The organism is Martelella sp. AMO21009 (genome assembly GCF_053484295.1).
In genome coordinates, this window is sequence record NZ_JBAKFR010000005.1 from 90,223 (window position 1) to 113,951 (window position 23,729).

A 23,729-nucleotide genomic window follows, 5' to 3' on the forward strand; every position below is an offset into this window, starting at 1 on the left:
GGTCTCCTCCCATATTGCGGCTTGAACCGGTTAAATAACGCGGAAAGCCTCCAGCGCCTTTCCGGCATACATCACCGCCGGTCCACCGCCCATCTCCACCGCCACCTCCAGCGCTTCGACAAGAGCCGCCTCTTCGGCGCCGTGGCGTTTCGCTGCCTCCACATGGTAGAGAATGCAGTCCTCGCAAAGTGTCGCAACCGCTATCGATACGGCGAACAGTTCCCGATCCGCCGCGGAAAAATGGCCGGCTTTCGTTGCTGCGCCGGAAACTGCGGCAAAGCCCCGCATCAGCTCCGGCGCCGATTTGGCGAAAGCTCCCATGCGGGACTTCGCGGTTTTCAGCTTATCGGAAAATCCTGTCTCAGACATGATGCAGTTCCTTTTCCAGGATTGTGGCGACCTCGGCGAGAGCATCCCAGTGCGGCATATGGCCGGCACGTGGGAAGACATGGACGGCTATGGCCGGTGAAACGTCTATGGCGTCGCGCCAGTCCACGATCCGGTCCTGCATGCCGACGAGGGCACGGACTGGGATCTCGCGGGCAAGCTGCGCCAGATCGGTCCGCACATTCACGGATTGCTGGCCGCCTCTGCAGATATCCTGCGCAAGATCCGCAAGACGCCCCTTCGCAAGTTCCGCATGGATTTCGGCTACAATTTCACGCGAGAACGTTTCCGCGCGCTGCGACAGACGCCGCAGAAGATGCCCGATGGCGCCCGCGCTTTCAGCCCGCGCCATGCCGAAAATGAATTCCGCGTCGATACCCAGGCCCAACCCAGCGGGTGCGATCAACGTCAGCGACGCCGCGCCGCCATGGCGGGCCGCAGCAGCAACACAAGCGGCTGCACCAAGCGAATGGCCAACGAGATGCACGGGGCGCTGTGGGGCCAGTTCGCCCATCAGCGCGGTGACGATATCTTCGAAATTGCGCGCCGGAACCTCGGTCTTGCCGTGGGAGGGCAGATCGACCGCGCGCACGGACAGCCCGGCCCGTCCAAGCGCCTTGCCCAACTGATCGAAAGTCAGCCGGTCTCCGGCAAACCCATGGACCAGTAGCACCTGCGCACCCGAAGCCGGACCCCAACTCTCATATGCCAAGTTGCCTTCGCGGCCGGTTAGCGCCCGTTCAACATCGGCAAGCTCGATGCGTCCGCGCCGGCCCGTCCCGCTGACCGAAGCGATATCGAGACCGGCCCGGCGTGCAGCACGGCGGGCAAGCGGCGTTGCCCGCAGAGGTCCGCCGGTACGCGCCTGATCCGCCACGGCGGGCTGCCGGTGTGGGGCTTGCGTTTCAGGAGAAACGGTTGCGGGCTTGGCAACTTCACCGCCGTGCGGCGCATCCGATCGCGCGATCTCAATACGGGCGATCGGCATGTCAACCTTGACCATCTGGCCGGGTTCGACGAGGGTTTCAACAATCCGGCCTGGCACAAGGGCGGGAAACTCGGCCTCGGTCTTGTCCGTTTCAACCTCAAGGATAGAGGCGCCGCGTTCGTAATGCTCGCCGATGGCGACCATCCAGCCCATGATCCGGCCTTCCTCCATCGTCTCTCCGAGACGCGGCATCAGAAGGTCGATGATCACGGAATCGCCCTGCCCTTCGTCGGCCGAACCTTTATCCGGATCAGCTATATCCGGTGTCTCATCGCCGGCGCTGACCCAGTCCTCGCCACCCATGAGGTCGATTTCCGCGATCGGTTCGCCAAGACGGATCAGATCGCCCTTGGAAGCAAGCTGCTTTACCAGCCGGCCTCTGCCCAGCGCCGGATATTCCACCGCCGTCTTGTCGGTCTCGAACTCGATCAGCGCTGCGCCGCGCTCGAATTCCTCGCCCTCGGCAACAAGCCATCCCGAGACCGTGCCTTCCTCCATGGTTTCGCCAAGGCGCGGCATGGTAAGGGTGACGGTTGTCATGCCGCTCTCCTGTCCGCGAACAGCCGCTGGGCGACATCCTCAATGAAGCGCGCGGTCGGGACCGAATTCTTCTCCAGCTCGACCGACACGGAAATCGGAATATCCTCCCCGCAGACACGGATGACCGGTTCCGCGAGGAAGTCGAAGCATTCCTCGTGGATACGCGCGGAAAGCTCCGCCCCAACCCCGGCCGTCATCACGCCTTCGGAGACGACCATCGCCCGCCCGACCCGCTCGACATGCGCGCGCACGGTGTCGAAATCCAGGGGATTGAGCGACCTCAAGTCGATCACCGTCGCTTCTATTCCATTCTTCGCCAGGGCCTCGGCCGCCGCCATGGCGTTATGGACCTGGCGGGAATAGGTCACGATCACAAGGTCATCGCCCATACGACGCACTGCGGCCTTGCCCCAGTCGGGCGCAGGCGCGCTCAGGTCGACGTCCTCCTTCAGCGTGTAAAGCGCCTTGTGCTCGATGAAAACGACCGGGTCCGGCTGCTTCAGGGACTGGCGCAAAAGGTGATAGGCGTCGAAAACCGTCGCCGGCATGACGAGCCGGAGGCCCGGCGTATGCATGACATAGGCTTCCAGCGACTGGGAGTGCTGCGCGCCGGCCGAACGTCCGGTCCCGCCCTGGGTTCTGAGCACCATCGGAACGCCGATCTGGCCGCCGAACATATAGCGGATCTTGGCAGCCTGGTTGCCAAGCTGGTCCATGGTCATGCCGATGAAGTCGACATACATCAGTTCCGCAACGGGCCGCATGCCCGACATTGCCGCACCGACGGCTGCGCCGACGATCGCCGGCTCGGAAATGGGGGTGTCGATCATGCGCTCCGCGCCGAAGGTCTCGTAAAGCCCCTTGGTCACGCCATAGGCGCCGCCATAGCGTCCGACTTCCTCGCCGATGACGACGACACTGTCATCCTCGGTCATTGAGTCGATCAAGGCCTGCTTGAGCGCGTCTCTGTAAGTCATCTCGACCATTGGCTCACTCCCCTGCCAGAATTCGGTCAATGCGCGTGGCCACCGGCTCGGGCTCGGGCTCGCCCGGCGCATAGACATCCCGGAACATCGATCCCAGCGGCGGCTCGGTGCTTGCGACGGTGAAGTCGATGGTCGCGTCCATCTCGCGCGCGATCTCGGCGTCGATCGCATCAAGCGCCTTTTCATCGGCCTCGCCGTGGTCGAGCAGAGCCTTGCGGGCGTGAAGCACCGGGTCCTTGGCCCGCCCCTTGGCTTCATCCTCTTCGCTGCGATATGGGCTCTTGTCCATTCGCGCATGTCCGAAGAAACGGTAGCACTCGATCGCGAGGAAGCCCGGCTTGCCGTTGCGCGCTTCATCGATGAAACGGGCTGCCGCGTAACGGACATCGCGAACGTCGAGGCCGTCCACCGTTTCCGCGTTCAGTCCGAAGGCCAGTCCGCGTTCATGCAAGGCGCGGCCCTTGGTGGCCTGCTCGATGCGCGTTCCCATGCCGTACTGATTGTTGATGCAGACGAACAGGACCGGCAAATCCCAGAGCGCGGCCATGTTCATGCTCTCGTAGAGAATGCCCTGCTGCATCGCGCCATCGCCGAAGAAGGCCACGGAGACAGCGCCCTTCCCGGCCCGTTTGGAGGCGAGCCCGGCGCCGACCACCGCGGCGATGCCGCCGCCAACGATGGCGTTGGCGCCGAGATGGCCAAGCCCCATATCCGCAATGTGCATCGACCCGCCCTTGCCCCGGCAATAGCCTTCTTCCTTGCCGCCGATCTCCGCCATCATCCGCTTCGGATCCGCGCCGCGGGCCAGGAAGATGCCATGGCCGCGGTGATGGGTCGTGAAGGTGTCGCCATCGCGCATCAGCGAGGCAACGCCAACAGCGGCAGCTTCTTCGCCGATCGACAGGTGCAGCATGGAGCCTGCGGACTGGCCGCGCACAAAGAGTTCGCCGACACGTTCCTCGAAAGTCCGGACGCGGCGCATTTCCCTGTAAAGCGGGAGAAGCTCGGTGTTCGAACGCGGCGCCTTGTCCGATACGGCGGTATCGCTGGGTGCAGTCATGATGGCATCCTCAGAGAAGATTGAGTTTGGTGGTGCGCGATACGATCGCGACCGCGATTAGAATGATGACGCCCTTCACGATGTTCTGGATGTAGGTATCCATCCCGATCAGGTTCAGCCCGTTATTGATCACGCCGATAAAGAGCGCGCCGCAAAGCGTGCCGAGCACGGTAGCCGTGCCGGGGCGGAACATCGTCATTCCGATAAAGACGGTGGCAAGCCCGTCGAGCAGGTAGCGTTCCCCCACATTGGGCTGCCCCGAACCGAGGCGGGAGGCGAGAAGCGCGCCGGCGACGACCGCAAAGACGGAGACGAGCACCAATGCGGCCATCCGGTAAAAGGTGATGCGCACGCCTGAAAGCTCGGCCGCCTTCTGATTGCCGCCGACGGCATAGACGTAGCGCCCGAAAACCGTCCGCTCCATCACGAACCAGGCGATCGCCACGGCGATCACCATGAAGAAGGCAAGGTTCGGAATGCCGAAAATGCGTCCCTGGCCGAGCGCGAGATAGGCGTCGGGCAGGCCGCCGTAGATCGCACGGCCGCCGGTCATCAGAAAGTTGATCCCGAACAGGATCGATCCCATGGCAAGCGTTGCGATCAGGGATGGAATCCCCACCTTGGTAATAAGGAAGCCGTTAACGAGGCCGACCAGAACGCCCGCCGCCAGCCCCGCCAGAAGCGCCACTGCGATAGAAAATCCGGACGTCAGGAGAAGGGGAACGAGGATGCCGGAAAGCCCCACGGTGAAGCCAACCGAAAGATCGATCTCCTTTGCAGCGAAGCCGATGGTCAGCCCCGAGCCGACGATCGTCAGGATCGCGATCTGCTGCAGGATATTGGTCAGGTTGAACGGCGTCAGGAACCTGTCCACGAACAGCGAAAACCCGATGAACATGAGGATGAGAACGCCCAGCGTGGAATAACGCTGGATAAAATCCGAACGAACGGGTCTGCCTGCGGACGTTTTGACGGGTTCGGACGGCGAAGAGCTGTGCGGCGTCATGCGGCATCTCCAGAAATGGCTTGAATGAACCGGCCTTCGGAAAATTCGGATGCCGGAATGTCGGCACCTGGAAGGCCATGGACGAAGGGAATGGCGCGATCACAGACCTGCGCGATTTCCCCGAGATCGGAAGACGCGATCAGGATTGCGGCGCCATCGGCGGCAAGCCTGCGCATGTGAGCGTAAATCTCCATTTTCGCGCCGATATCGACGCCTTCGGTGGGCTCAATGAAAATCAGGACCTTGTAGGGGTTACCGGTCCCGTAGAGCCATTTTCCGATCGAAACCTTCTGCTTGTTGCCACCGGACAGGTTGCGGATGAGCTGTCTCTGGCTGGGCGTCTTCACGTTCAGAAGCTTGATGATGCGGCCGGCCTCCCGGCGCTCCTTGCCGTGGCTGAGAACGCCGGCCGTCGCGGCGAAGCCGGAATGGACCATGGTCAGGTTCTCGACCACGGTTCCGTCGCCGGCCAGCGCGTTTTCCATGCGATGGTCCGGCACGAAGGCGACGCCCGCGCACTGCATCGCCCGCACGCCGGAATGACGAATCTCCGTTCCGGCAACCGAAATCTTGCCCTTCACGACGCCCTGTCTTGTGTAGAGAGAACGGGCGAAGCCGAAATGCCCGGCCCCGGTCAGCCCGATCAGGCCGACGATCTCGCCGGCCCGCAACGCGAAACGGTCCACCCGAATGTCGGCAACCCGCCAGTCGGAAACGGACAGGACGACGCTGCTCCCGCCTGGCGTAGTTTGTTTCCCGACCGGCGCTTCCGCTGCCGGCGCGTCCTGCATGTTGTCGCGGCGGAGCATCAGATCCGTCAGAACAGCCTCGCTGGCATCCGCGCCCTCAAGCGTGCCGACATGCTTTCCGTCGCGCAGAACCGTGACCTTGTCCGAAAGCGCGACGACTTCCGAAAGGAAATGGGAAATGAGGACAACGCCGACGCCCTTTTCCGGCAGCAGGCGGATAATGTCCCAGAGCCGCTTCTTTTCACGCGCCTCAAGCGTTGCCGTCGGCTCGTCGAGGATCAGAAGCCGGATATCGCCCCTGAGCGCGCGGACGATCTCGATGACCTTGCGCTCCGCCATCGGCAGATCGACGATCGGACGGTCCAGATCGATCTCGACGCCGGGAAACCACTCCGCCAGCAGGCGCCGGGCCTCGGCGCGCAGCGCGCTGCGGTGAAGAATTCCGAAACCGTGTTTCGGTTCGCTGCCCAGCATGATGTTTTCCGATCCCGTCAGCGAGGGAACTAGGCTGCCCTCCTGGCTGACATGGGCAATGCCATGCGCCAACGCGGCGCGCGGGCCGGAAAGAATGACCGGTTTTCCGGCAATGGAGACGCTGCCCGCGGTCGGCTGAAGCGAACCGCCAAGAATATTGACGAAGGTGCTTTTACCAGCGCCGTTTTCACCCACGAGCCCGTGAACCTCGTTGAAGCCGAAGGTTACGTTCACGCCGTCAAGCGCCCGCGTTCCGGGAAATTCCATAACAATATCGGAGAGATGCACGGACATGCGTGCCTTCCTGTCGAAGCGTTGGATTGGGATATCTGACAGCCGACAGGCCGCGAAAACAAAGCGCGGCCCGCCTGCCGGGGAGGAACCGGACTACATGAAGTCCTTGCAGTTCGCCTTGGTCACCAGCGGCGCGTCGAGATAGACGATGTCGCTCGGGATAACATCCGCGCGGGCCTTGCCCTCGCCGACGATCTGCTCGATCCAGTCGCCGACCTGCGCGCCCATTTCCTCAAACGGCTGGCTGACGGTCGCGATCATCATGCTGTCGGGCTTGCAGACCTCGGCAACGGCCTGGGGATGGCCGTCGATGCCGATCACCTTCACATCGGTCAGGCCGGCGGACTTCATCACATTGATCGCGGCCTGGGCCGGCTCGTCCCACGGCGCCCATACGGCGTCAATGTCCTCACCGAAGCGGGCGACATAATCCTGCATCGTCGAAGTCGTGTCCTCGAAGAAGGCGGTATAGTCGATATTGTGCTCCGCGAGCACGTTCACGTCGCCATATTCCTGCAACACCACCTGCATGACATCGCCGCGCTTGCGGGTGCCGTGATGCTCGGCCATGCGCAGGAAGATCAGGTTGCCCTCACCGCCCATCTGATCGAGCAGATAGGGGGATACGTCAGCCGACATGGCCCAATTGTTCGTCGTCACATCCACCTGCACGCCGTCGATATAGCCGCTGTCGACGGAAAAGACCGGAATGCCGGCTTCAAGCGCAACATCGATCGCGGCCTTCGAAGCGCGCAGATCCGACATGGTGATGATGATGGCGTCGACCCCGCGCGAAACCGCGTCCTGCAGGTTTGATGCCGTCGCCTCACCCGAGCCCTGGCTGTCCAGGAAGCTCACATTCCAGTCATAGCCGTTCTCGCCCAACCACTCCTCAAAGCCGGCCTTCACCCGCTGTTCGGATTGCGCCGCGGCGTTGGAATGAACCCAGGCGACATCGAGACTGTCCTGGGCCATGGCAGCGCCGGAGCCGAAAGCAAACAGCGAGGCGCCGATGACATAAGCGGACATGTATCTGGACATAATCTATTCCCTCCTCTTCGGAATTGAAGCGTGCGCAGTCCTCCTAACCGCGTCCACTCCTTAACATTGCGACCATCAATTACTTTTGTCAAGCGCCGATACAAATGTAATTTAGTGCGATTCGGTGAATTGTCAGAACTTGAGACAACGGCTAAAAGTGAAGCATGAAAGACAGTGATGATTACGAACTGATGGGCCGTGCGGCTTGGCTCTACTATGTCGGCGGGCTCAACCAGGAAGAGACGGCCAATCGCCTTGGCACGACTCGCGCCCGCGTCAACAAGCTGCTGCAAGAGGCCAAGGACGCAGGCATTGTCTCAATTTCAATCGATCCAGGGAGCACCGGCCTTTTGGGGATCGAAAACAAGCTCCGGCAGCGATTCGCGCTCGAGCGCTGCATCTGTTCGCCGACTCTTGGCCTTTCAGGCAGCGATGCATTACCCGGGCATTTCGTGGACTACCCGCGCCGGGCCGTGGGCTCGCTCGCCGCCAGGCTTCTCCGCGAATATCTTCACCACCATCCCAAAGCGACAATCGGCACGGGATGGGGACGAACGCTGGACCAGATCACGCGCAACCTCGCCGGCGTCAACGCGCCGCACGCGCGGTTTGTCAGCCTGATGGGATCTCTGACCGCCAATAGCGCCTTCAATCCATTCGAAGTGGTTCAGGCGCTTGCCCGCGCGACGGGCGCCGAAGGCTACTTTCTGGCAGTGCCTTTCATTGCGAACACTCCCGAAGACCGCAACGTGCTCCTGTCGCAGACGACCGTGCGATCAGTGCTGAACATGGCGCGCCAGCCGGATCTGGCGATCATTTCCGTGGGCGAACTCACGAAGCGCTCACTTCTGCGGCAGTCCGACATGATTTCGCAAGCCGAACTCGACGAGTTGCATGCCGCCGGAGCGGTCGGCGACACGAACGGCATTTTTTTCGACAAGGATGGAACGCCGGTGGATCACGAGTTGAATCATCGCACGCTTGCCGTTGATTTCGAAACGCTGCGCGGGACCCATACGGTCCTGCTATCGGGCGGCCTGGAGAAGGCTGATGCAACGCTTGCCCTTCTGAAGAGCGGCATCGTCAAGACACTCATCGTCGACGGCGATACGGCATGTCTGCTGGCTGAAATGTCCTGAAAATGCAATAACGAAACGCCCGCCAGGGTATTGGATGACTTCGGACCAAATGCGCATTGGTCGACCGCAGACAGTCACTACCCGGCAGGTCCGCAAGAACAGGGTCGTTGAAGCATAACGTCGTCATGGGCGTCAGCAACAGCGGCAAGAGCACCCTTGGAAGCCGGCTCGCCAGCCGGCTTGATTTTCCGCTCATTGACGGCGACGATCCGAAGCCCGCTCCGCTTTGAAGAAAGCTATCGGCGCACGCTTTCGGCTGGCGGTTTGATCTTCTTCATCCATCCGAAGGTCGCGCAGGCGATGGTTGGCGAAATCGGACTGGTCGCCATGTCTTCAGCCCTTCACGAACAATTTGCGCGGCACGTTGGCGAGGCACTCCGGCCCGCCTTCCTTGATGACGATGCTTTCGGTGATCTCGAAGCCCCAATCTTCCATCCACAGGCCGGTCATGAAGTGGAAGGTCATGTTTTCCTCAAGCACCGATTTGTCGCCCGGGCGCAGCGACATGGTGCGTTCGCCCCAGTCCGGCGGATAGGAGAGACCGATCGGGTAGCCGGTGCGATTGTCCTTGGTGATCCCGTATTTCTTCAAGACGCCGAAGAAGGCATTTGCGACATCCTCGCAGAGATTGCCGGCGCGCGCCATTTCGAGCCCGGCTTCCATACCCTCGAGCACGGCTTTTTCCGCGCTGAGGAAAGTCTCTGTCGGCTTGCCGAGGAAGACCGTGCGCGACAGCGGGCAGTGATAGCGGCGGTACACGCCGGCGATCTCGAAGAAGGTGCCTTCGCCCAGCCGCAGCGGCTCGTCGCTCCAGGTCAGGTGCGGCGCGGATGCGTCGATACCCGATGGCAGGAGCGGCACGATCGCCGGATAGTCGCCGCCGAAGCCTAAATCATCGTCGAACCTGAGGGAGGCGTCGTAGATATCGGCCACCAGATCGCATTTGCGAACGCCGGGCTCGACCTTCTCGAAGATCCGCTGGTGCATGCGCTCGACGATGCGGGCCGCACGGTGCATGTAGAGAAGCTCCTGATCAGACTTCACCGCGCGCTGCCAGTTCACCAGGCTGTTGGCGTTGACGAAGGTGGCATTGGGCAGGTGCTGCCGCAGCGAGGCATGGGCCTGCGCGGTGTACCAGTAATTGTCCATCTCCACGCCGATTCGCTTCCTGTCCCAGCCGCGCTCGGCGAGCCGCGCGGCGAGAAAATCCATCGGATGGCGAACATCCGACTGCACATAGTGATCCGGATAGCCGATCATGTCGTCTTCCGCCATGAAACAGGTGCGTCTGGCGCCGTTGCGGTCCTGATCGCGGCCGAACCAGATGGGGTCGCCGTCGGGACCGACGATGACGCACTGATGCACGTAGAATGACCAGCCGTCATAGCCTGTCAGCCAGGCCATGTTGGACGGGTCCGAGACGATCAGGACCTCCACCTCACGGTCTTCCATGGCCTTGCGCGTCTTCTCGATGCGCTCGGCAAACTCGCTGCGTGAAAAGGCTAGTTGCGGTGCGGACATGCCTGTTGCTTTCTGTGCCGTATGACTGCCGATCATGCCTCGGAGTCGAACGCTACGCCGAGATCCAGTTGAGCTGCCCTCTTGAGGGCGAGCGTTGCGATGGCCGTGTCCTGAACCCCGGTTCCGGTCAGGTCGGCAATGGTGAGGTCGGAAGGCGCAAGACGGGCCCTGGCGGCGCCCGTGATGATGTCTCCGAGTTCCGCGAACTTCTTTTCGGCAGGCACAACGCCCGCCGCAATCGCCGAACGCAGTTCGCCGAGTTCCGCGGTCTGCGACTGGCGGTCGGGCACATAGGCATCGGCCCTGGCGAGACATGCCGGCTCGATTTCGTTCTTGGAATGCTGGTCGGAACCCATGGCGGTGACGTGCTGGCCGGGTTTCAGCCAATCCGCTTTCAGGACGGGCTCGGTCGCGGGCGTCGTGGTGATCACGATATCGGCCGCGCCGACGGCGGCTTGCGGATCGACCACCGTCACAGCCGCAATGCCGTCCTCGCGGGCGACACGCGTGGCCAGCGCCTCGGCCTTGGCAATATCGCGGGCCCAGATCAGCGCCTTTTTTACCGGACGGACGAGCATCAGCGCCTGCAATTGAAGCCGCGCCTGCATGCCCGCGCCGAAAATGCAGACCGTCGCGGAATCCTCGCGCGAGCAGTGCCTGGACGCCACCGCGCCGGCGGCCGCCGTACGCACGTCGGTCAAATAGCCGTTGTCGAGGAGCAGCGCTTCGAGAACTCCGGTCCTGGCCGAGAAAACCATCATCAGCCCGGACGTGCTCGGCAGACCGATCTTTGGATTGTCGAAGAAGCCGGGCGAGACCTTTATGGCAAAACTGTCGAGACCGGGCACATAGGCCGTCTTCACGTCGACTTCGCCATTCGCTTCCTTGATCGCGAGGCTCAGGATCGGAGGCATGACCACTTTTCCGCCGGCAAGGGCCGCAAAGGCGTTCTCGACGCAATCGACGGCCTCGCCGTCGAGCGGCACGGCTTTCATAAGATCGGACTGGGTGAGGATCTTGATCTTCGGCATCTCAGGCAACCCCTTTCATAAGGTCGACATCCTCGCCGCCGATGACCCGGAAATGCTGCTCCATGTCCACATTGCCGCCGGACAGGATGAGCGCGACCGGCCCTCTCGGCTTGAAGGTTTGCGCGAGGATCGCGGCAATCCCCACCGCCCCGGACCCTTCGACGATCTGCCGCTCCTGCCAATAGGCGTGGCGCATGCCGGTGGCGATCTGGGCTTCGTTGAGCAGAAAGGTTTCATCGACGAGATCGCGGGTCATGGCGAAGGTGTAGCGGTTCGACAGTCCGATCCCGCCGCCAAGGGAATCGGCAAGCGTCGGCAGTTCCTCGACCGCGATCGGCGCGCCCGCCTTCAGGCTTGCAATCATCGCTGCGCCGCGCTCCATGGTGATGCCGACGATACGAATATTCTTGTTCCGCGCCTTGCAGGCGGCTGCCACCCCGGCAATCAGCCCGCCGCCGGAAAGCGGCACGACGACGGTTTCGACATCGGGGATCTGCTCGACGATTTCGAGGCCCAGCGTTCCCTGCCCGGCGATCACCGCGGGATGATCGAAGGGCGGGATCATCGTCATGCCCTCGGCGACCAACTTCTCGACTTCGGCCTGGGCTTCGTCCTGAGACCTGCCGACGATGCGGACCTCCGCGCCAAGCGAGCGGATGCCGTCGACCTTCACCTGCGGCACCAGCCGCGACATGCAGATCACGCAGCGCACGCCGGAGGCCTTCGCGGCATACGCCAGAGCCCGGCCGTGATTGCCGGTGGACACGCCGACAACGCCTGCCGCCCGCTCCTCGTCTGACAGAAGGGATACAGCATTGGCCGCTCCGCGCAGCTTGAAACTGCCGGTATGCTGCAGATGTTCGAGCTTGAGGTGCACCGGCACGCCGGAAATCGCCGAAAGCGTTTCGGAGACATTGACCGGCGTCTGACGGATGGTCGCAGCAATGCGTTCGCGCGCCGCCTCGATTTCTCCGATACCGATGAAATCCGATTGGGTCATGCCGCAAATCCTGCGTTCACGCCGTCAAGCTGAAGCGTGAACAGTCGCCCGTACGCGGTGGGGCGCCAGTCATTGAACCCGCCGCGGCGCAGCATTTCCCAGGCGCTCGCCTGGTTGGATGTCACCACCGGCTTTCCGGTTCGCTCCTCGATTTCGGCAATCGCGCCGACCGCGGGCATGGCTGTGCACGAAAGGAATATCGCCTCGTTATCGGGGCCGTCGGCCGCCATTGCCGCCTCGACGATCGTCTGCTTCGAGAGCCTCGCCATGTCGCGATCATCGGCCAGCCCCAGGCAGTGATGGCTGGCGACATCAAAGCCCTGCGACGCAAAGTATCCGGCAACGGCCTCGCTTGCTTCCGGCAGATAGGGCGTGACGATGGCAATACGGTGCACGCCAAGCGCCTTGAAAGCGAGCGTCGAGGCGCCGGTGGGCAGCACCACCGGGATGCCGGGCCGCACGGCATGGATCGACCGCTCGACCGTCTCGACCCCGATCGTGGCCGAAGCGGACGTGCAGGAATAGCAGATGCCGACGAGCGGGACGCCCGGCGTGATAAGGGCCGCGGCATCGGTGAGAAGCGGCGCCATCTTGCGCAGGTTTTCCGGCGTCGTCGGATTGGCGTAATGCACGCGCGTCGTGTGCACGATGGCCTCGGGCGGAAAGATCCGCACGAAGTCCGGCTCCGTCGTCATGTCGGTCGCAAGGGCGATGAGGCCGAAGCGCGCGGTTGCGCCAGGGCTCTCATAGCCGATCTGTTGTGGCGACATGGTAACTCGTGGCTCTGCCATCATGCTCTCCGGGAAACGCACAGACGCGCCGCGGCGTCAGACGACCAGTACTGGACACGACGCCAGGCTCGTCACCTTATGGGAAACGCTGCCCAGCAGAAAACCCTCAATATCGCCCATGCCCCGGCTGCCGACCACGATCAGATCGGCGCCGTGATCGGCGGAGAACTTCACGATGGTGCGCGCCGGCTGGCCGCTCTTGATGAAGGCGCGAAACTTGGTGGCGCCGGCTTCCCTGGCCAGCACCTTGGCCTCGTCCGCCACTTCCCTGGCATAGCCGCGCATGGCGTCGTCGATATTCTCCGGGGTCTGCGGACGCACCATCGACATCGAGCCCTCGAGCAATGAATGGTGCCGGTATACGGTCAGCATGAGAAGCTCGCCCTCATACTGCGCCTGCATCTGGGCGCCGTAACGGATGGCCTTCTTCGAGCCTTCCGACCCGTCGACGGCAACGACAATCGTTTTGAACATTCCTTTTCCTCCCGGTTTATCTGAATGCCAGATCGCGCGCGAAGAGTGCGATCTGCGGGAAGAAGATCAGGGCCACCGCGACACCCATAAGAATGAGGATGAAGGGCGGCGTCCCGCGGATCACCTCGATATAGGGCCGCTTGAACACCGCGATCGCCGTGAAAATGTCACAGCCGAATGGCGGCGTGGCCGAACCGATTGCAACCTGCAGCGTGATGATGGCGCCGACAAGCACCGGATCGAGACCGACGGCATCCACGACCGGCGCGAAGATCGGCACCAGCACGAGGATAACGACGATCGGATCGACGAACATGCAGCCGACGAAGAAGGCGATCGAAATGACGAACAGCACGCCGATCGGCCCCATCTCGGTAATGCCGATGGCGCCGAGGATCGCCTGCGGCACCTGCGCAAACGAGATCACCCATGAAAAGGCAGCACCTGCGCCCACCAGGATGAACACCACGGCCGTGATCAGGCCAGTCGACTTGGCGGTCTGGTAGACCTCGCCAACCGTGATCGAACGGAAGATCACGACTTCGAGAAGCAAGGCATAAAGCACACAGGCCGCTGCAGCTTCGGTCGGGCTGAAGACCCCGCCATAGATGCCGCCGATGATGATGACGGGAAAGCCCATCGGCCAGAGGGCTGCAAGCAGCGCCCTGCCGCGCTCGGACCATGTTGCCCGTTCCTCGGTCGGCACGTTGTTGCGCACCGCGTAGATGTAGCTGTAGATCGAGAACAGCACGAGGATCAGCAGGCCCGGGCCGATGCCGGCGATGAACAGCTCGGCGATCGAGGTATTGGACACGACGCCGTAGATGATCATGCCGATCGACGGCGGGATCAGGAAGGCGATGTCGGAGGCGTTGACGATCAGCGCCAGGATGAAGCTGTCCTTGTAGCCTGCCTTCAGCATACGCGGCCGAAGCGGCGAACCGACGGCCACCACCGTCGCCTGCGTGGAACCGGAGACCGCGCCGAAAAGCGTGCAGGCCGCCGCCGTGGAGACGGCGAGACCACCACGGACATGGCCCACAAAAGCCATCACAAGGTCGATCAGACGTCCGGCCGACTGTCCGCGCGTCATGATGTCGGCGGCGAAGATGAACATCGGAACCGCGATCAGCGACGCCGGACGGATGCCGGCCAGCATCTGCTGGACCATGGTTTCCATCTGCCCCATGCCGCCGAACATCGCGAAGAACCCGATGAAGGCGCCGACGATGAGCGGGATCATCATCGGAAAACCCAGAAGCAGTAGGACGATCATCGCGATGAAAATTGTAGCTGCCATGATTGCGTCCTCAGATCTCTAGTTCGTCTTCTTCGTATCCCTCAAGCACACTGGTCGAGAGATAGATGTCCCGCGAGGTCATGTTCTTGATGGCGGTCAGCACATATTGCGCGCCGGTCATGAAGAAGCCGACCGGCACCCAGACGAGGGTGATCCAGACGGGAATCTGAAGGGCGGGAAGCACGCGACCGCGCGATGCCTGCGTCAGAAGGTAGCCGATCGAGTAATAGCAAAGGCCGAACATGAAGAGCGCGGTCACCAGCGCGATGCCTATCATCAGCGGCTTCCGGACATTGCTCGGCAGGGCATCGTAGATCGCCGACATCCGGATGTGGCGTCCGTGCCGCGCTGCATAGGAGATGCCCGCGAATGTGATGAGAATGATGAGAATGCGGTTGAGTTCTTCGGAGAAGAAAATGCTTTGCTGAAACGCGAAACGGCCCACCACATTGGCGACCGTATTCAGTGCCATCAGCAGGACGCCGGTGGCGAGAAAGAAGGATTCTATTCGGCTGATGGTCGTGTCGATCACGCCCAGAACGCCGGGTAAAGTGGATTCATGCCGGTCAATACTGTCGCCGCTGTCGGTCATCTCATAAGTTCCCGATACTGAAAGAGACCGGGCGGGCTGCAACCCGCCCGGTCCTGTTCCTTGGTGTTGGTCCGGACGTATCGGGCCTTAGCCTTTTTCGGCAGCCTTCAGATCGGCCTTCATCTGGTCGAGAATTTTCTTGCCGGACTCGCCGGTCATCTCGATAAAGGTCTCTTCCACGTCCGCAGCGGCTTCCTTGAAGCACTTGCGCTGCTCTTCATTCAGCACCGTCACCGTCATCTCGGGCTTGGCATCCGTGATCTTCTTCAGCTCGGAGTCGGCAAGACCCTTCTGGTAGTCGACGATGTAGTCGTAGGCTTCATTCGAGGCCTTCTCGATGAGCGCCTGGTCTTCCTCGCTCAGTCCGTCGAAGAAGTCCTTGTTGGCCATCACCGCCGTGGTGAAATTGTTGTGGCCGGCATAGGTGATGTAGTCGGTCACCTCGTAGAGCTTCGTCGAATAGAGGAAGAAGGTCGGGTTTTCCTGACCCTGAATGATGTTCGTCTGCAGCGAACCGTAGACCTCGCCCCAGGGCAGCGGAGTGGGCGTCGCGCCGAATGCCTTGTAGCTCTCGACGAGCAGCGGGTTGGTCATGACCCGGAATTTCACGCCCTCAAGGTCGGCGCAGGTTTCCACCGGCTCCTTGGTGGTCATGGCGACTTCGCCTTCGGGGAACATCGTGAGGAGTTCAAGACCCTGCTCGGCATAGAGCTCGGGGAACATCTCGTTGACGGCCTTGGAGTCCTTGTAGAAACGCGCAAGCTGTTCCTGGTCGGTCGGCAGCAGGTACGGCACGAAGAAGACCTGGGCTTCCGGAATCAGCGAACCGGTGAAGCCCGGCGACTGGTCAACGAACTGAAGGATACCGGACTGGGCCTGCTCCATGATGTCGGCGGATTCACCGAGGGTGCCGAACGGGAAGAGCTGGATCTGGTGGTCGGAATTGGCCTCGATCACTTCCTTGAACTTCTGGGCGTATTTGCCCTGCACCTCGTCCATGGCTTCCTCGAAGGCGTACTTCCAGGTGGCTGCATGTGCACTACCGAGACCGGCGACGGTCATCACGGTCGCAGCAATGGAACTGAAAAGGATCTGCTTGTTAATGCGCATAAATGGTTGCTCCCATTGTGTTAGTGCGCGACCGCAATGGCATACGGGCCTGCCACGGCGATACCGGGCAGGAATATTGCCTTGAATTCGGTCTGCGCTCTCTCCGGCTTCGACGATCCGAATTGATCGTGCCGGTGTTTCCCGCTCTAGTTTTATTATTGTTCTGATTTGACAACGGTGAAACAATGACAATTTAGAGTCAATGATTATATTAAATCATTACAATTCCGAGCAGGGGCGGACGGCAGGCTTGGCTTGGCCTTGGAACGAACGAACCGGCAGCAGGCGGCAACCCTAGTTGGTCAAAAGCGCCGGCTCGAAGCGGCTCCGGATAATCCGGCTGATGACCCTCAAACCACTGTCAAGCGTCTCGATCGACTGCCCTCCGAGGCACACGCGCACCGCCGGCTCCGGATAGTCGTCGGCGATCGCGAATGCGCCGCCGGGTGCCACCGCAACGCCTTGCTGGCGGGCATGGGAGACAAAATCGTCCTCGCTCCAGCCGGGGGGCATAGGCAACCAGATATGCATGCCGTTCGGCGAGGATCTGAAGGGGACGCCCGCCAGAATGATCTCGGCCAGCCGGTTGCGTTCGGCGAAGGCCTCGGCCTGGTAGCGCGCAAGCTTCTCGGCGGTCCCGTCCTCGATCCAGCGCGCGGCTATTTCCGCAAGCATGGGCGTTGCCATCCAGTTGACAACGAGATGGCGGTTGGCGGTCGCGGCCTCCAGCGCCTCGGGCATGACGAGAAAGCCCAGCCGCAGGCCCGGCATCACGCATTTTGTCAGTCCGGTGAAATAGAAGGTCCGCTCGGGCGCCATGTTGGCGATCGGCGCCGGCCGCTTGGCCTGCATCGGCCCCCAGGCATCGTTCTCGATGATGATGATATCGCGTTTCCGGGCGACCTCGACGAGCGCGCGCCGCCGCTCTTCCGGCATGATCCGGGCCTGGGGACCAAGGCCTGCGGGCATCAGGTAGACCGCGCGAACGGTCTCGCGCTGGCTCAGCCGTTCAAGCGCTTCGGGGATCATGCCCTGGTCGTCGGACGGCACCCCGCGCAGGCGATAGCCGAGATAGCCGGCAAGGGGTTTGAGCGTATGATGCGTGAGTGTCTCGGCTGCGATCAGGTCTCCGCAATTGGCCGCGGTCAGAACTGCCAGCGCCATTGCGGGGCTCGACCCGTTGGTGATCATAACCCCCTGCGATTGCAGCTCGATTCCGCAATGCTTTAGCCACTTTATGGCGTTCTCCCGGTATTTCCCGAGCGCGGTGGCCGGCCTGAACGACGCGTAGATCGTTGTTGGCAGATCGTCAGCGAGATCCTTCAGAGCCTGCTTCATCAACGCGGCATGCATAGGCTCGAGCACCGGCTTCAGCAGCGACAGATCGATCATCGGGCCGTCGGGATTGCGCGGTAGATAGGGTGTGCGGGTCTCGTTGCCGGTGCCCCGCACGAAGGTGCCGCGACCCACTTCGCCGCTGATGACGCCGCGCCTGATCAGCTCGTCATAGGCGCGCCCCACCGTCTGCACGCTGAGTCCCAGATCGTAGGCGAGATTGCGATGGGTGGGCAGACGGTCACCCTGCTTGAGTTGACCGCTTTCAATTGCTTGCATAACCGCGTCGGCCAGCGAACGATAAGCGGGACGACGAAGCGTCCCGGGTTGTGGAGGCCATATTGTCATGATTTAGTGTGACCCGAAAAAGGGACAATTGACAAGCCCCTCGCCATTCTTTGGAAACCCGCAATGATCAAGCTCGACGACCGCGATATCAAGATCCTGTCCGTTCTCGACCGCGAGGGACGCATTTCCAAGACGGAGCTCGCCAGGCGCGTTTCCCTGTCGGCCACGCCCTGCTGGGAACGGCTTCAGCGGCTGGAGAAGGCCGGCATTATTTCCGCCTACCGTGCGGAAATCAGCCTGAAGAAAATCGCCGCCCATGTGGAAGTGTTCGTCATGGCGGAACTCGAAAATCACCGTGTCGAAACCATGCAGGGTTTCGAGCGCGCCGTCGAGCGCTACGACGAGATCGTCAATTGCTGGGCGCTGGGGGGCGGCTACGACTATCTGCTGCATGTCGTCTGCAGGGACATCGACACCTATCAGCGCATGATCGACCAGTTGCTCGGCGAAGGCGCGGGCTTTGCGCGCTACTTCACTTATGTCGTCACCAAGCCCGTCAAATCGGGCCGCATTCCCTTCGAGGCCCTGCTGCCGCCCCCCGGCAAGGGTTGATTTCTCTCCCTTTCGCCCCGCAAAAAAGAGGAATCCTCTGCCCGGGACATTCCGATAAGAGGAACCGACTGCCGGCCGCCCGATAGTCTCGACGCATCCGATCGCTCCGCCCTGAGCGGCGATCCACCACGGACAAAACGGGAGAGAGACATGGCAGAAGCGCACCGCATCGATACCGACCGCCGGGACATGTCACGTCTCGACGATCCCAAACTGCTCCGCAGCTTCTCATACATTGACGGAAAGTGGACGGCTGCAACCGACGGCGCGTCGCTCAGCGTGACCAACCCGGCGGACGGCTCCGAATTCGGCGAAATCGCGGCGCTGAGCGGTGACGACAGCGCCGCCGCAATCGACGCCGCGCAGACGGCCTTTCCCGCATGGGCGAGCCTCCTGCCGCAGGAGCGTTCGACGATCCTGCGGCGCTGGTTCGCGCTGATGGGCGAACATCGTGAGGACCTGGCCCGCATCATGGTGCTCGAACAGGGCAAGCCGATCTCGGAAGCACGGGGCGAGATCGACTATGCTGCGGCCTTCATCGAGTTCTACGCCGAGGAAGCCAAGCGCCCCAATATCGAGAGTGTGACCTCGCACCTGCGTGATGCCGAAGTCGAGGTTTGGCGCGAGCCGCTCGGCGTCGCAGCGCTCATCACGCCGTGGAACTTCCCCTCGGCGATGATCACCCGCAAGGCCGCGGCGGCCCTTGCCGCCGGCTGCACCGTGCTGGTTCATCCCTCCGCCGAGACCCCGTTCTCCGCGCTCGCATTGGCCGAACTTGCCGAACGCGCAGGACTTCCCGCCGGCGTCTTCAACGTCGTCACCGGGAGTGCCGCCACAATCGTTGAGCCCTGGCTCAACGATCCCCGCGTTCGCGCGCTGTCCTTCACCGGCTCCACCGAGATCGGCAAGCATCTCTATCGGCGCTCCGCCGACACCGTGAAGCGCCTCGTGCTTGAACTCGGCGGCCATGCGCCCTTCATTCTCTTTGCCGATGCCGACATGGACCAGGCCATCGACGAGGCGATCAAGGCCAAGTTCGCAACCTCGGGCCAGGATTGCCTCGGCGCCAACCGCTTTTTCGTGGAACGCTCGGTTTACAAGACTTTCTGCGAGAAATTCGCCGCCCGCACCGCCATGCTCTCGGTCGGCATCGGCATGGACGATCCCGATATCGGCCCGCTGATGAACGAAAAGGCCGTCGCCAAACAGCGCCAGCATGTCGAGGACGCCGTCAGCAAGGGCGCGCGCGTGCTGACCGGCGGCAAGGGGCACGAGGCGGGCGATCTCTTCTTCCAGCCGACGGTGCTTGCCGATGTGCCCGCCGACGCCGTCATCATGCATGAGGAAACATTCGGCCCCGTGGCCGCGATCGCGCCCTTCGACACCGAAGAGGAAGCGCTAGCCCGCGCCAACGACACCGAATACGGCCTCGTCGCCTATCTTCATACACAGGACCCGCGCCGCATCTATCGCGCCAGCCGGGCGCTGCAGTTCGGCATGGTCGCCGTCAACCGCACCAAGGTCACCGGCGCGCCGATCCCCTTTGGCGGCATGAAGCAGTCCGGCCTCGAACGCGAAGGTTCGCGTCTCGGCATGGAAGCCTTCACCGAAGTCAAATATGTCTGCCGCGACTGGGCGTGAGCCCGCGGCGGACCCTCGCAACAACACGCACGGACGATAATCGAAAGGAAAGCCGATGCTTCGCAACGACCAGCTTGACCAGTGGGATCACGACCACTTCTTCCACCCCTCGACCCATCTGGGCCAGTTCGCCCGTGGCGAAATGAAGAACCGGATCGTCACCGGCGGCGAAGGCGTCCATATCTCGGATCGCGAGGGCAACAGGCTGCTGGACGCCTTCGCCGGCCTCTACTGCGTCAATATCGGCTATGGCCGCCGGGAAGTCGCCGACGCCATCGCCGAGCAGGCCAGGGAGCTGGCCTACTACCACTCCTATGTCGGCCATGGCACCGAAGCCTCGGTCACGCTCGCCAAGATGATCATCGACCGCGCGCCCGTGAACATGAGCCGCGTCTATTTCGGCCTGTCGGGTTCGGATGCCAACGAGACCAACATCAAGCTCGTCTGGTACTACAACAACATCCTCGGTCGCCCCGAGAAGAAGAAGATCATCTCCCGCTGGCGCGGCTATCACGGCTCGGGCCTGATGACCGGTTCATTGACCGGGCTTGAACTGTTTCACAAGAAGTTCGACCTGCCCCTCGATACCGTCATTCACACCGAAGCGCCTTATTACTATCGCCGCGACGACCTGGCGATGTCGGAAGATGATTTCGTCGCGCATTGCGCCGGTGAACTCGAAGCCCTGATTGAGCGGGAAGGCGCCGACACGATCGCGGCCTTCATCGGCGAACCGGTGCTTGGAACCGGTGGTATCGTGCCGCCGCCCGCCGGCTACTGGGAAGCCATCCAGAACGTGCTGAAAAAGCACGATATCCTGCTGATCGCCGACGAGGTGGTCACCGGCTTCGGCCGCCTCGGCACCATGTTCGGCTCTGCCCGTTACGGCATCGAACCCGACATCATCACCATCGCCAAGGGGCTGACCTCGGCCTATGCTCCGCTGTCCGGCTCGATCATCTCCGACAAGGTGTGGAAAGTCCTCGAGCAGGGTACCGACGAGAACGGCCCGATCGGCCATGGCTGGACCTATTCCGCGCACCCGATCGGCGCGGCGGCCGGCATTGCCAACCTGCAGCTTCTCGACAAGCTGAACCTTGTTGCAAATGCCGGCGAGACCGGCGCCTATCTCAACAAGGCCATGTCCGACGCGCTCGGCGACCACGCCAATGTCGGTGAGATCCGCGGCGAAGGCATGCTCTGCGCCGTCGAGTTCGTCGAGGACCGCGACAGCCGCGCTTTCTTCGATCCGTCCAAGAAAATCGGACCGGCGGTGTCCGCCGCCATGCTCAAGCGCGGCGTCATCGCCCGCGCCATGCCGCAGGGCGATATCATCGGCTACGCCCCGCCCTTCTGCCTGACCCATGCGGAAGCCGACACCATCGTCTCGGCCACCGTCGACGCGGTGAAAGAAGTGCTCGGCTAAGCATCGTCGCGGGTAGTGGGTCGAGCACGATGGTAACGCGCGCGGAGGGGTGGCTATCAACACCCAGCCCTCAAGCCCGATATTTCTCGGGCGGCCAGTTGTCCGCAGGCATCGGCGCGTTTGAGAGGTCCTCGATCAAGGTCGCGAGGCGCTGCGCCGTATGGTTCAGCAGCGCCTTGCCCTTTTCGGCCGTTGCCCGGCTCGCATCGCCGGTCACGCCGTCAGGGTTGAGGTCCTGCGCCTTCCAGCCCAAGCCTCCGAGGCGCCCGCCGCCGGGATTGGCGGAAAGCTGCCCTGTGCTTGCTTCGATTTCATCGACCGATGAGCGAAAATCATCAAGGTTTTCCCTGACGACCAGGTCCGGGTACAACGCCAGCATCAGCGATGTCTCGATATCGCCGCCGTGAAAGCCGGTGCGGATCTCGTCCTCGGTGAAAAGCCCATCGGGATAGCCGGCATCGAACCAGGTGGCATAGGCGCCGAGGATATTGTGACGCACGCGCTGGTCGAGCGCGACGGCCGCAAGCAGCCCCGACTGTCCGCCATGGCTGTTGAAGATCAGGATGCGTTTCAGCCCCGTGGAGCGTACCGCACAATCGAGCACCCGCGTCCAGGACTGCATCAAATCGGACGCGGGATGGGCGAGCGAACCGGCATAGTCGAGATGTTCCTGCGACGCGCCAACCGGCTGCAGCGGCAGGACCACGGCGGGGATGTCGTCGCCGAGCCTCTCAAGCGCGGCTGCGACGATGCCGTTGTTGATCAGGCAATCGGTTCCGACCGGCAGATGCGGGCCATGTTGCTCGGTCGCCCCGACGGGCAGCACCGCGACGGTGTTTTCCGGCAGCGCCGCATGTTCCGGCGATGTCATCTCCAGCCAGTAGCGTTTCATCCCTGCTCTCCTGCAATCACCTGTGCGTTGAATGTTGCCAGCCCCTCGGCAATGCGCGCGAGATCAAGCCCGTTGACGCGCGAGACCTCCTCGATCAGCGCAGCGGGAATGGTTTCCGCGCCGTTCCAGGCGGCGGCAATCGAACCGGCGATCATCGCGATCGTATCGCTGTCATTGCCGCCATTGACGGCTGCGACGATCGCTTGCCACGGGTCGCCGTCCGCGGCGGCGACGAGGCCGAAAGCATGCGGCACGGCCTCCGCCATGGCAACGCCATTGCCGATCACCTCGATCAGTTCAGAGCGCGCGGCCTCGATATCCGACTTGTAGCGGATACCGATCTCGACCGCGATCTCGATGCGGCGGGCAACGCCTGCGCCGCCGACAATACGGCCGCTGCGATGCGCTTCCGCCTCGCCAAGCCGCGCGCCTTCAAGTGCTGCCTCGACAATCGTCATCGACCGCGCGGGCGAAAGCCCGACGGCGATCGCGCCGGCAACGGCGGAAGCTCCGGCATAGGCAATCTGGGTGTTGTGCGTCGGCGCCGACATCAGGCAGGCAATGCGCACGGCCTCCGAAAGATTGCCGGCGGCTGCGCAGCCTGCCGTCGGCGCGCGCATGGCGCCGCCGTTCGACGTGCCGAACATGCATGAATAGACCTCCGGCGTGGCCACCGCCTCTGCGGGCGCGCCGGCGCGCATCGCTTCCACGGCAATGCGGGTCGTCGGGCCGGCAAAGCGCTGGAACATTTCCTCGTCATGCGACCAGTCGATGAAACCGGCAATCGCATCGGCGGAGACAGGCGGGCGATCAAGCCCGATAATCCGCCTGGCCATCGCCAGCATCTGCGTGGCGTCATCCGTCAGCCGGCCCGGCGCGAGCCCCCTGGCGAAGGGCGATTTCTCCGGCGGCGTGCGAAAGGTCGTTACCGGCCCGCCGAAAACGCGGATGATTTCGTCCGGGTGCATGCATTCAGTGGCGGCCCCCAGCGCGTCGGCGACACAGGCGGCCGACAACACGGCCTCGATTGCTTTCGACGTGGTTGCCATTTT

The 23,729-nt window shown here is 62.5% G+C and carries 23 protein-coding genes; 5 read left to right on the forward strand and 18 right to left on the reverse strand.

Annotated elements, in window-relative coordinates:
- Window positions 1-30: 30 nt before the first annotated feature.
- From V6766_RS08190 to V6766_RS08220, 7 genes are all read right to left on the reverse strand, one after another.
- Window positions 31-369, reverse strand: coding sequence for a carboxymuconolactone decarboxylase family protein (locus V6766_RS08190; protein WP_448465318.1), 339 nt, complete (start codon window positions 367-369; stop codon window positions 31-33).
- Window positions 362-1,915, reverse strand: a complete 1,554-nt coding sequence (locus V6766_RS08195; RefSeq protein ID WP_448465320.1) for an alpha/beta fold hydrolase — start codon at window positions 1,913-1,915, stop codon at window positions 362-364. The genes V6766_RS08190 and V6766_RS08195 overlap by 8 nt, the downstream gene beginning before the upstream one ends.
- Window positions 1,912-2,901 carry an alpha-ketoacid dehydrogenase subunit beta gene (locus V6766_RS08200; RefSeq protein WP_448465322.1) on the reverse strand — a complete coding sequence of 330 codons (990 nt, stop codon included), beginning with the start codon at window positions 2,899-2,901 and terminating at the stop codon, window positions 1,912-1,914. Before V6766_RS08200 ends, V6766_RS08195 begins: the two co-directional genes overlap by 4 nt.
- 4 nt (window positions 2,902-2,905) lie before the next feature.
- Entirely contained in the window at window positions 2,906-3,961 is a 1,056-nt protein-coding gene (locus V6766_RS08205; protein ID WP_448465324.1) for a thiamine pyrophosphate-dependent dehydrogenase E1 component subunit alpha, read from the reverse strand.
- Window positions 3,962-3,971: 10 nt separating this feature from the next.
- Window positions 3,972-4,967 (reverse strand): ABC transporter permease, encoded by a 996-nt coding sequence (locus V6766_RS08210; RefSeq protein WP_448465326.1) that lies wholly within the window; start codon window positions 4,965-4,967, stop codon window positions 3,972-3,974.
- On the reverse strand, window positions 4,964-6,484 hold the full coding sequence (locus V6766_RS08215; protein WP_448465328.1) for a sugar ABC transporter ATP-binding protein: 1,521 nt from the start codon (window positions 6,482-6,484) through the stop codon (window positions 4,964-4,966). Before V6766_RS08215 ends, V6766_RS08210 begins: the two co-directional genes overlap by 4 nt.
- 93 nt (window positions 6,485-6,577) lie before the next feature.
- Window positions 6,578-7,525, reverse strand: coding sequence for a sugar ABC transporter substrate-binding protein (locus tag V6766_RS08220; protein WP_448465330.1), 948 nt, complete (start codon window positions 7,523-7,525; stop codon window positions 6,578-6,580).
- 164 nt (window positions 7,526-7,689) lie between these two features.
- Between V6766_RS08220 and V6766_RS08225 the strand changes: the two genes are divergently transcribed.
- Window positions 7,690-8,664 carry a sugar-binding transcriptional regulator gene (locus V6766_RS08225; RefSeq protein ID WP_448465332.1) on the forward strand — a complete coding sequence of 325 codons (975 nt, stop codon included), beginning with the start codon at window positions 7,690-7,692 and terminating at the stop codon, window positions 8,662-8,664.
- A 107-nt stretch (window positions 8,665-8,771) separates the two neighbouring features.
- Window positions 8,772-8,894 carry a hypothetical protein gene (locus V6766_RS08230; RefSeq protein ID WP_448465334.1) on the forward strand — a complete coding sequence of 41 codons (123 nt, stop codon included), beginning with the start codon at window positions 8,772-8,774 and terminating at the stop codon, window positions 8,892-8,894.
- A gap of 103 nt (window positions 8,895-8,997) precedes the next feature.
- Here V6766_RS08230 and doeA read toward each other — a convergent pair whose 3' ends face one another.
- The 9 genes from doeA to ehuR all read right to left on the reverse strand — a co-directional run bounded on the left by doeA (window position 8,998) and on the right by ehuR (window position 18,166).
- The gene (gene doeA, locus V6766_RS08235; protein WP_448465336.1) at window positions 8,998-10,185 is read right to left on the reverse strand and encodes an ectoine hydrolase DoeA; all 1,188 of its coding nucleotides are present in this window, start codon (window positions 10,183-10,185) and stop codon (window positions 8,998-9,000) included.
- Window positions 10,186-10,217: 32 nt separating this feature from the next.
- Window positions 10,218-11,216 carry an ectoine utilization protein EutC gene (gene eutC, locus V6766_RS08240; RefSeq protein WP_448465338.1) on the reverse strand — a complete coding sequence of 333 codons (999 nt, stop codon included), beginning with the start codon at window positions 11,214-11,216 and terminating at the stop codon, window positions 10,218-10,220.
- 1 nt (window position 11,217) lies between these two features.
- Window positions 11,218-12,216 carry a hydroxyectoine utilization dehydratase EutB gene (gene eutB / locus V6766_RS08245; RefSeq protein WP_448465340.1) on the reverse strand — a complete coding sequence of 333 codons (999 nt, stop codon included), beginning with the start codon at window positions 12,214-12,216 and terminating at the stop codon, window positions 11,218-11,220.
- Complete coding sequence (locus tag V6766_RS08250; RefSeq protein WP_448465342.1) at window positions 12,213-13,007, reverse strand: aspartate racemase/maleate isomerase family protein; 795 nt, start codon at window positions 13,005-13,007, stop codon at window positions 12,213-12,215. The genes eutB and V6766_RS08250 overlap by 4 nt, the downstream gene beginning before the upstream one ends.
- Window positions 13,008-13,043: 36 nt before the next feature.
- A complete protein-coding gene (locus V6766_RS08255; RefSeq protein ID WP_448465344.1) occupies window positions 13,044-13,481 on the reverse strand; it encodes a universal stress protein in 438 nt (145 codons plus the stop codon).
- 16 nt (window positions 13,482-13,497) lie between these two features.
- Complete coding sequence (locus V6766_RS08260) at window positions 13,498-14,781, reverse strand: TRAP transporter large permease (protein ID WP_448465346.1); 1,284 nt, start codon at window positions 14,779-14,781, stop codon at window positions 13,498-13,500.
- 10 nt (window positions 14,782-14,791) lie between these two features.
- The gene (locus tag V6766_RS08265; RefSeq protein ID WP_448432709.1) at window positions 14,792-15,373 is read right to left on the reverse strand and encodes a TRAP transporter small permease; all 582 of its coding nucleotides are present in this window, start codon (window positions 15,371-15,373) and stop codon (window positions 14,792-14,794) included.
- An 87-nt stretch (window positions 15,374-15,460) separates the two neighbouring features.
- Entirely contained in the window at window positions 15,461-16,483 is a 1,023-nt protein-coding gene (locus tag V6766_RS08270; protein ID WP_448465348.1) for a TRAP transporter substrate-binding protein, read from the reverse strand.
- A gap of 294 nt (window positions 16,484-16,777) precedes the next feature.
- On the reverse strand, window positions 16,778-18,166 hold the full coding sequence (gene ehuR, locus V6766_RS08275; protein ID WP_448465350.1) for a MocR-like ectoine utilization transcription factor EhuR: 1,389 nt from the start codon (window positions 18,164-18,166) through the stop codon (window positions 16,778-16,780).
- A gap of 63 nt (window positions 18,167-18,229) precedes the next feature.
- On the opposite strand from ehuR, the gene V6766_RS08280 reads away from it, so the two are divergent.
- The 3 genes from V6766_RS08280 to V6766_RS08290 all read left to right on the forward strand — a co-directional run bounded on the left by V6766_RS08280 (window position 18,230) and on the right by V6766_RS08290 (window position 21,785).
- Complete coding sequence (locus V6766_RS08280; RefSeq protein WP_448465352.1) at window positions 18,230-18,718, forward strand: Lrp/AsnC family transcriptional regulator; 489 nt, start codon at window positions 18,230-18,232, stop codon at window positions 18,716-18,718.
- Between the two features lie 150 nt (window positions 18,719-18,868).
- Window positions 18,869-20,359: an NAD-dependent succinate-semialdehyde dehydrogenase gene (locus tag V6766_RS08285; protein ID WP_448465354.1), complete on the forward strand. Its 1,491-nt coding sequence runs from the start codon at window positions 18,869-18,871 to the stop codon at window positions 20,357-20,359.
- 55 nt (window positions 20,360-20,414) lie between these two features.
- Window positions 20,415-21,785 (forward strand): aminotransferase, encoded by a 1,371-nt coding sequence (locus tag V6766_RS08290; protein ID WP_448465356.1) that lies wholly within the window; start codon window positions 20,415-20,417, stop codon window positions 21,783-21,785.
- 70 nt (window positions 21,786-21,855) lie between these two features.
- On the opposite strand, the gene V6766_RS08295 is transcribed toward V6766_RS08290, so the two are convergent.
- Window positions 21,856-22,677: a creatininase family protein gene (locus V6766_RS08295; RefSeq protein ID WP_448465358.1), complete on the reverse strand. Its 822-nt coding sequence runs from the start codon at window positions 22,675-22,677 to the stop codon at window positions 21,856-21,858.
- A complete protein-coding gene (locus V6766_RS08300; RefSeq protein ID WP_448465360.1) occupies window positions 22,674-23,726 on the reverse strand; it encodes an ADP-ribosylglycohydrolase family protein in 1,053 nt (350 codons plus the stop codon). Before V6766_RS08300 ends, V6766_RS08295 begins: the two co-directional genes overlap by 4 nt.
- Window positions 23,727-23,729 lie beyond the last annotated feature (3 nt).

Excerpts from the sequence above, each read along its gene's own strand:
- V6766_RS08190 (WP_448465318.1), bottom strand. The coding sequence starts at position 369 with ATGTCTGAGACAGGATTTTCCGATAAGCTGAAAACCGCGAAGTCCCGC.
- V6766_RS08195 (WP_448465320.1), bottom strand. The coding sequence starts at position 1,915 with ATGACAACCGTCACCCTTACCATGCCGCGCCTTGGCGAAACCATGGAG.
- V6766_RS08200 (WP_448465322.1), bottom strand. The coding sequence starts at position 2,901 with ATGGTCGAGATGACTTACAGAGACGCGCTCAAGCAGGCCTTGATCGAC.
- V6766_RS08205 (WP_448465324.1), bottom strand. The coding sequence starts at position 3,961 with ATGACTGCACCCAGCGATACCGCCGTATCGGACAAGGCGCCGCGTTCG.
- V6766_RS08210 (WP_448465326.1), bottom strand. The coding sequence starts at position 4,967 with ATGACGCCGCACAGCTCTTCGCCGTCCGAACCCGTCAAAACGTCCGCA.
- V6766_RS08215 (WP_448465328.1), bottom strand. The coding sequence starts at position 6,484 with ATGTCCGTGCATCTCTCCGATATTGTTATGGAATTTCCCGGAACGCGG.
- V6766_RS08220 (WP_448465330.1), bottom strand. The coding sequence starts at position 7,525 with ATGTCCAGATACATGTCCGCTTATGTCATCGGCGCCTCGCTGTTTGCT.
- V6766_RS08225 (WP_448465332.1), top strand. The coding sequence starts at position 7,690 with ATGAAAGACAGTGATGATTACGAACTGATGGGCCGTGCGGCTTGGCTC.
- doeA (WP_448465336.1), bottom strand. The coding sequence starts at position 10,185 with ATGTCCGCACCGCAACTAGCCTTTTCACGCAGCGAGTTTGCCGAGCGC.
- eutC (WP_448465338.1), bottom strand. The coding sequence starts at position 11,216 with ATGCCGAAGATCAAGATCCTCACCCAGTCCGATCTTATGAAAGCCGTG.
- eutB (WP_448465340.1), bottom strand. The coding sequence starts at position 12,216 with ATGACCCAATCGGATTTCATCGGTATCGGAGAAATCGAGGCGGCGCGC.
- V6766_RS08250 (WP_448465342.1), bottom strand. The coding sequence starts at position 13,007 with ATGGCAGAGCCACGAGTTACCATGTCGCCACAACAGATCGGCTATGAG.
- V6766_RS08255 (WP_448465344.1), bottom strand. The coding sequence starts at position 13,481 with ATGTTCAAAACGATTGTCGTTGCCGTCGACGGGTCGGAAGGCTCGAAG.
- V6766_RS08260 (WP_448465346.1), bottom strand. The coding sequence starts at position 14,781 with ATGGCAGCTACAATTTTCATCGCGATGATCGTCCTACTGCTTCTGGGT.
- V6766_RS08265 (WP_448432709.1), bottom strand. The coding sequence starts at position 15,373 with ATGACCGACAGCGGCGACAGTATTGACCGGCATGAATCCACTTTACCC.
- V6766_RS08270 (WP_448465348.1), bottom strand. The coding sequence starts at position 16,483 with ATGCGCATTAACAAGCAGATCCTTTTCAGTTCCATTGCTGCGACCGTG.
- ehuR (WP_448465350.1), bottom strand. The coding sequence starts at position 18,166 with ATGACAATATGGCCTCCACAACCCGGGACGCTTCGTCGTCCCGCTTAT.
- V6766_RS08280 (WP_448465352.1), top strand. The coding sequence starts at position 18,230 with ATGATCAAGCTCGACGACCGCGATATCAAGATCCTGTCCGTTCTCGAC.
- V6766_RS08285 (WP_448465354.1), top strand. The coding sequence starts at position 18,869 with ATGGCAGAAGCGCACCGCATCGATACCGACCGCCGGGACATGTCACGT.
- V6766_RS08290 (WP_448465356.1), top strand. The coding sequence starts at position 20,415 with ATGCTTCGCAACGACCAGCTTGACCAGTGGGATCACGACCACTTCTTC.
- V6766_RS08295 (WP_448465358.1), bottom strand. The coding sequence starts at position 22,677 with ATGAAACGCTACTGGCTGGAGATGACATCGCCGGAACATGCGGCGCTG.
- V6766_RS08300 (WP_448465360.1), bottom strand. The coding sequence starts at position 23,726 with ATGGCAACCACGTCGAAAGCAATCGAGGCCGTGTTGTCGGCCGCCTGT.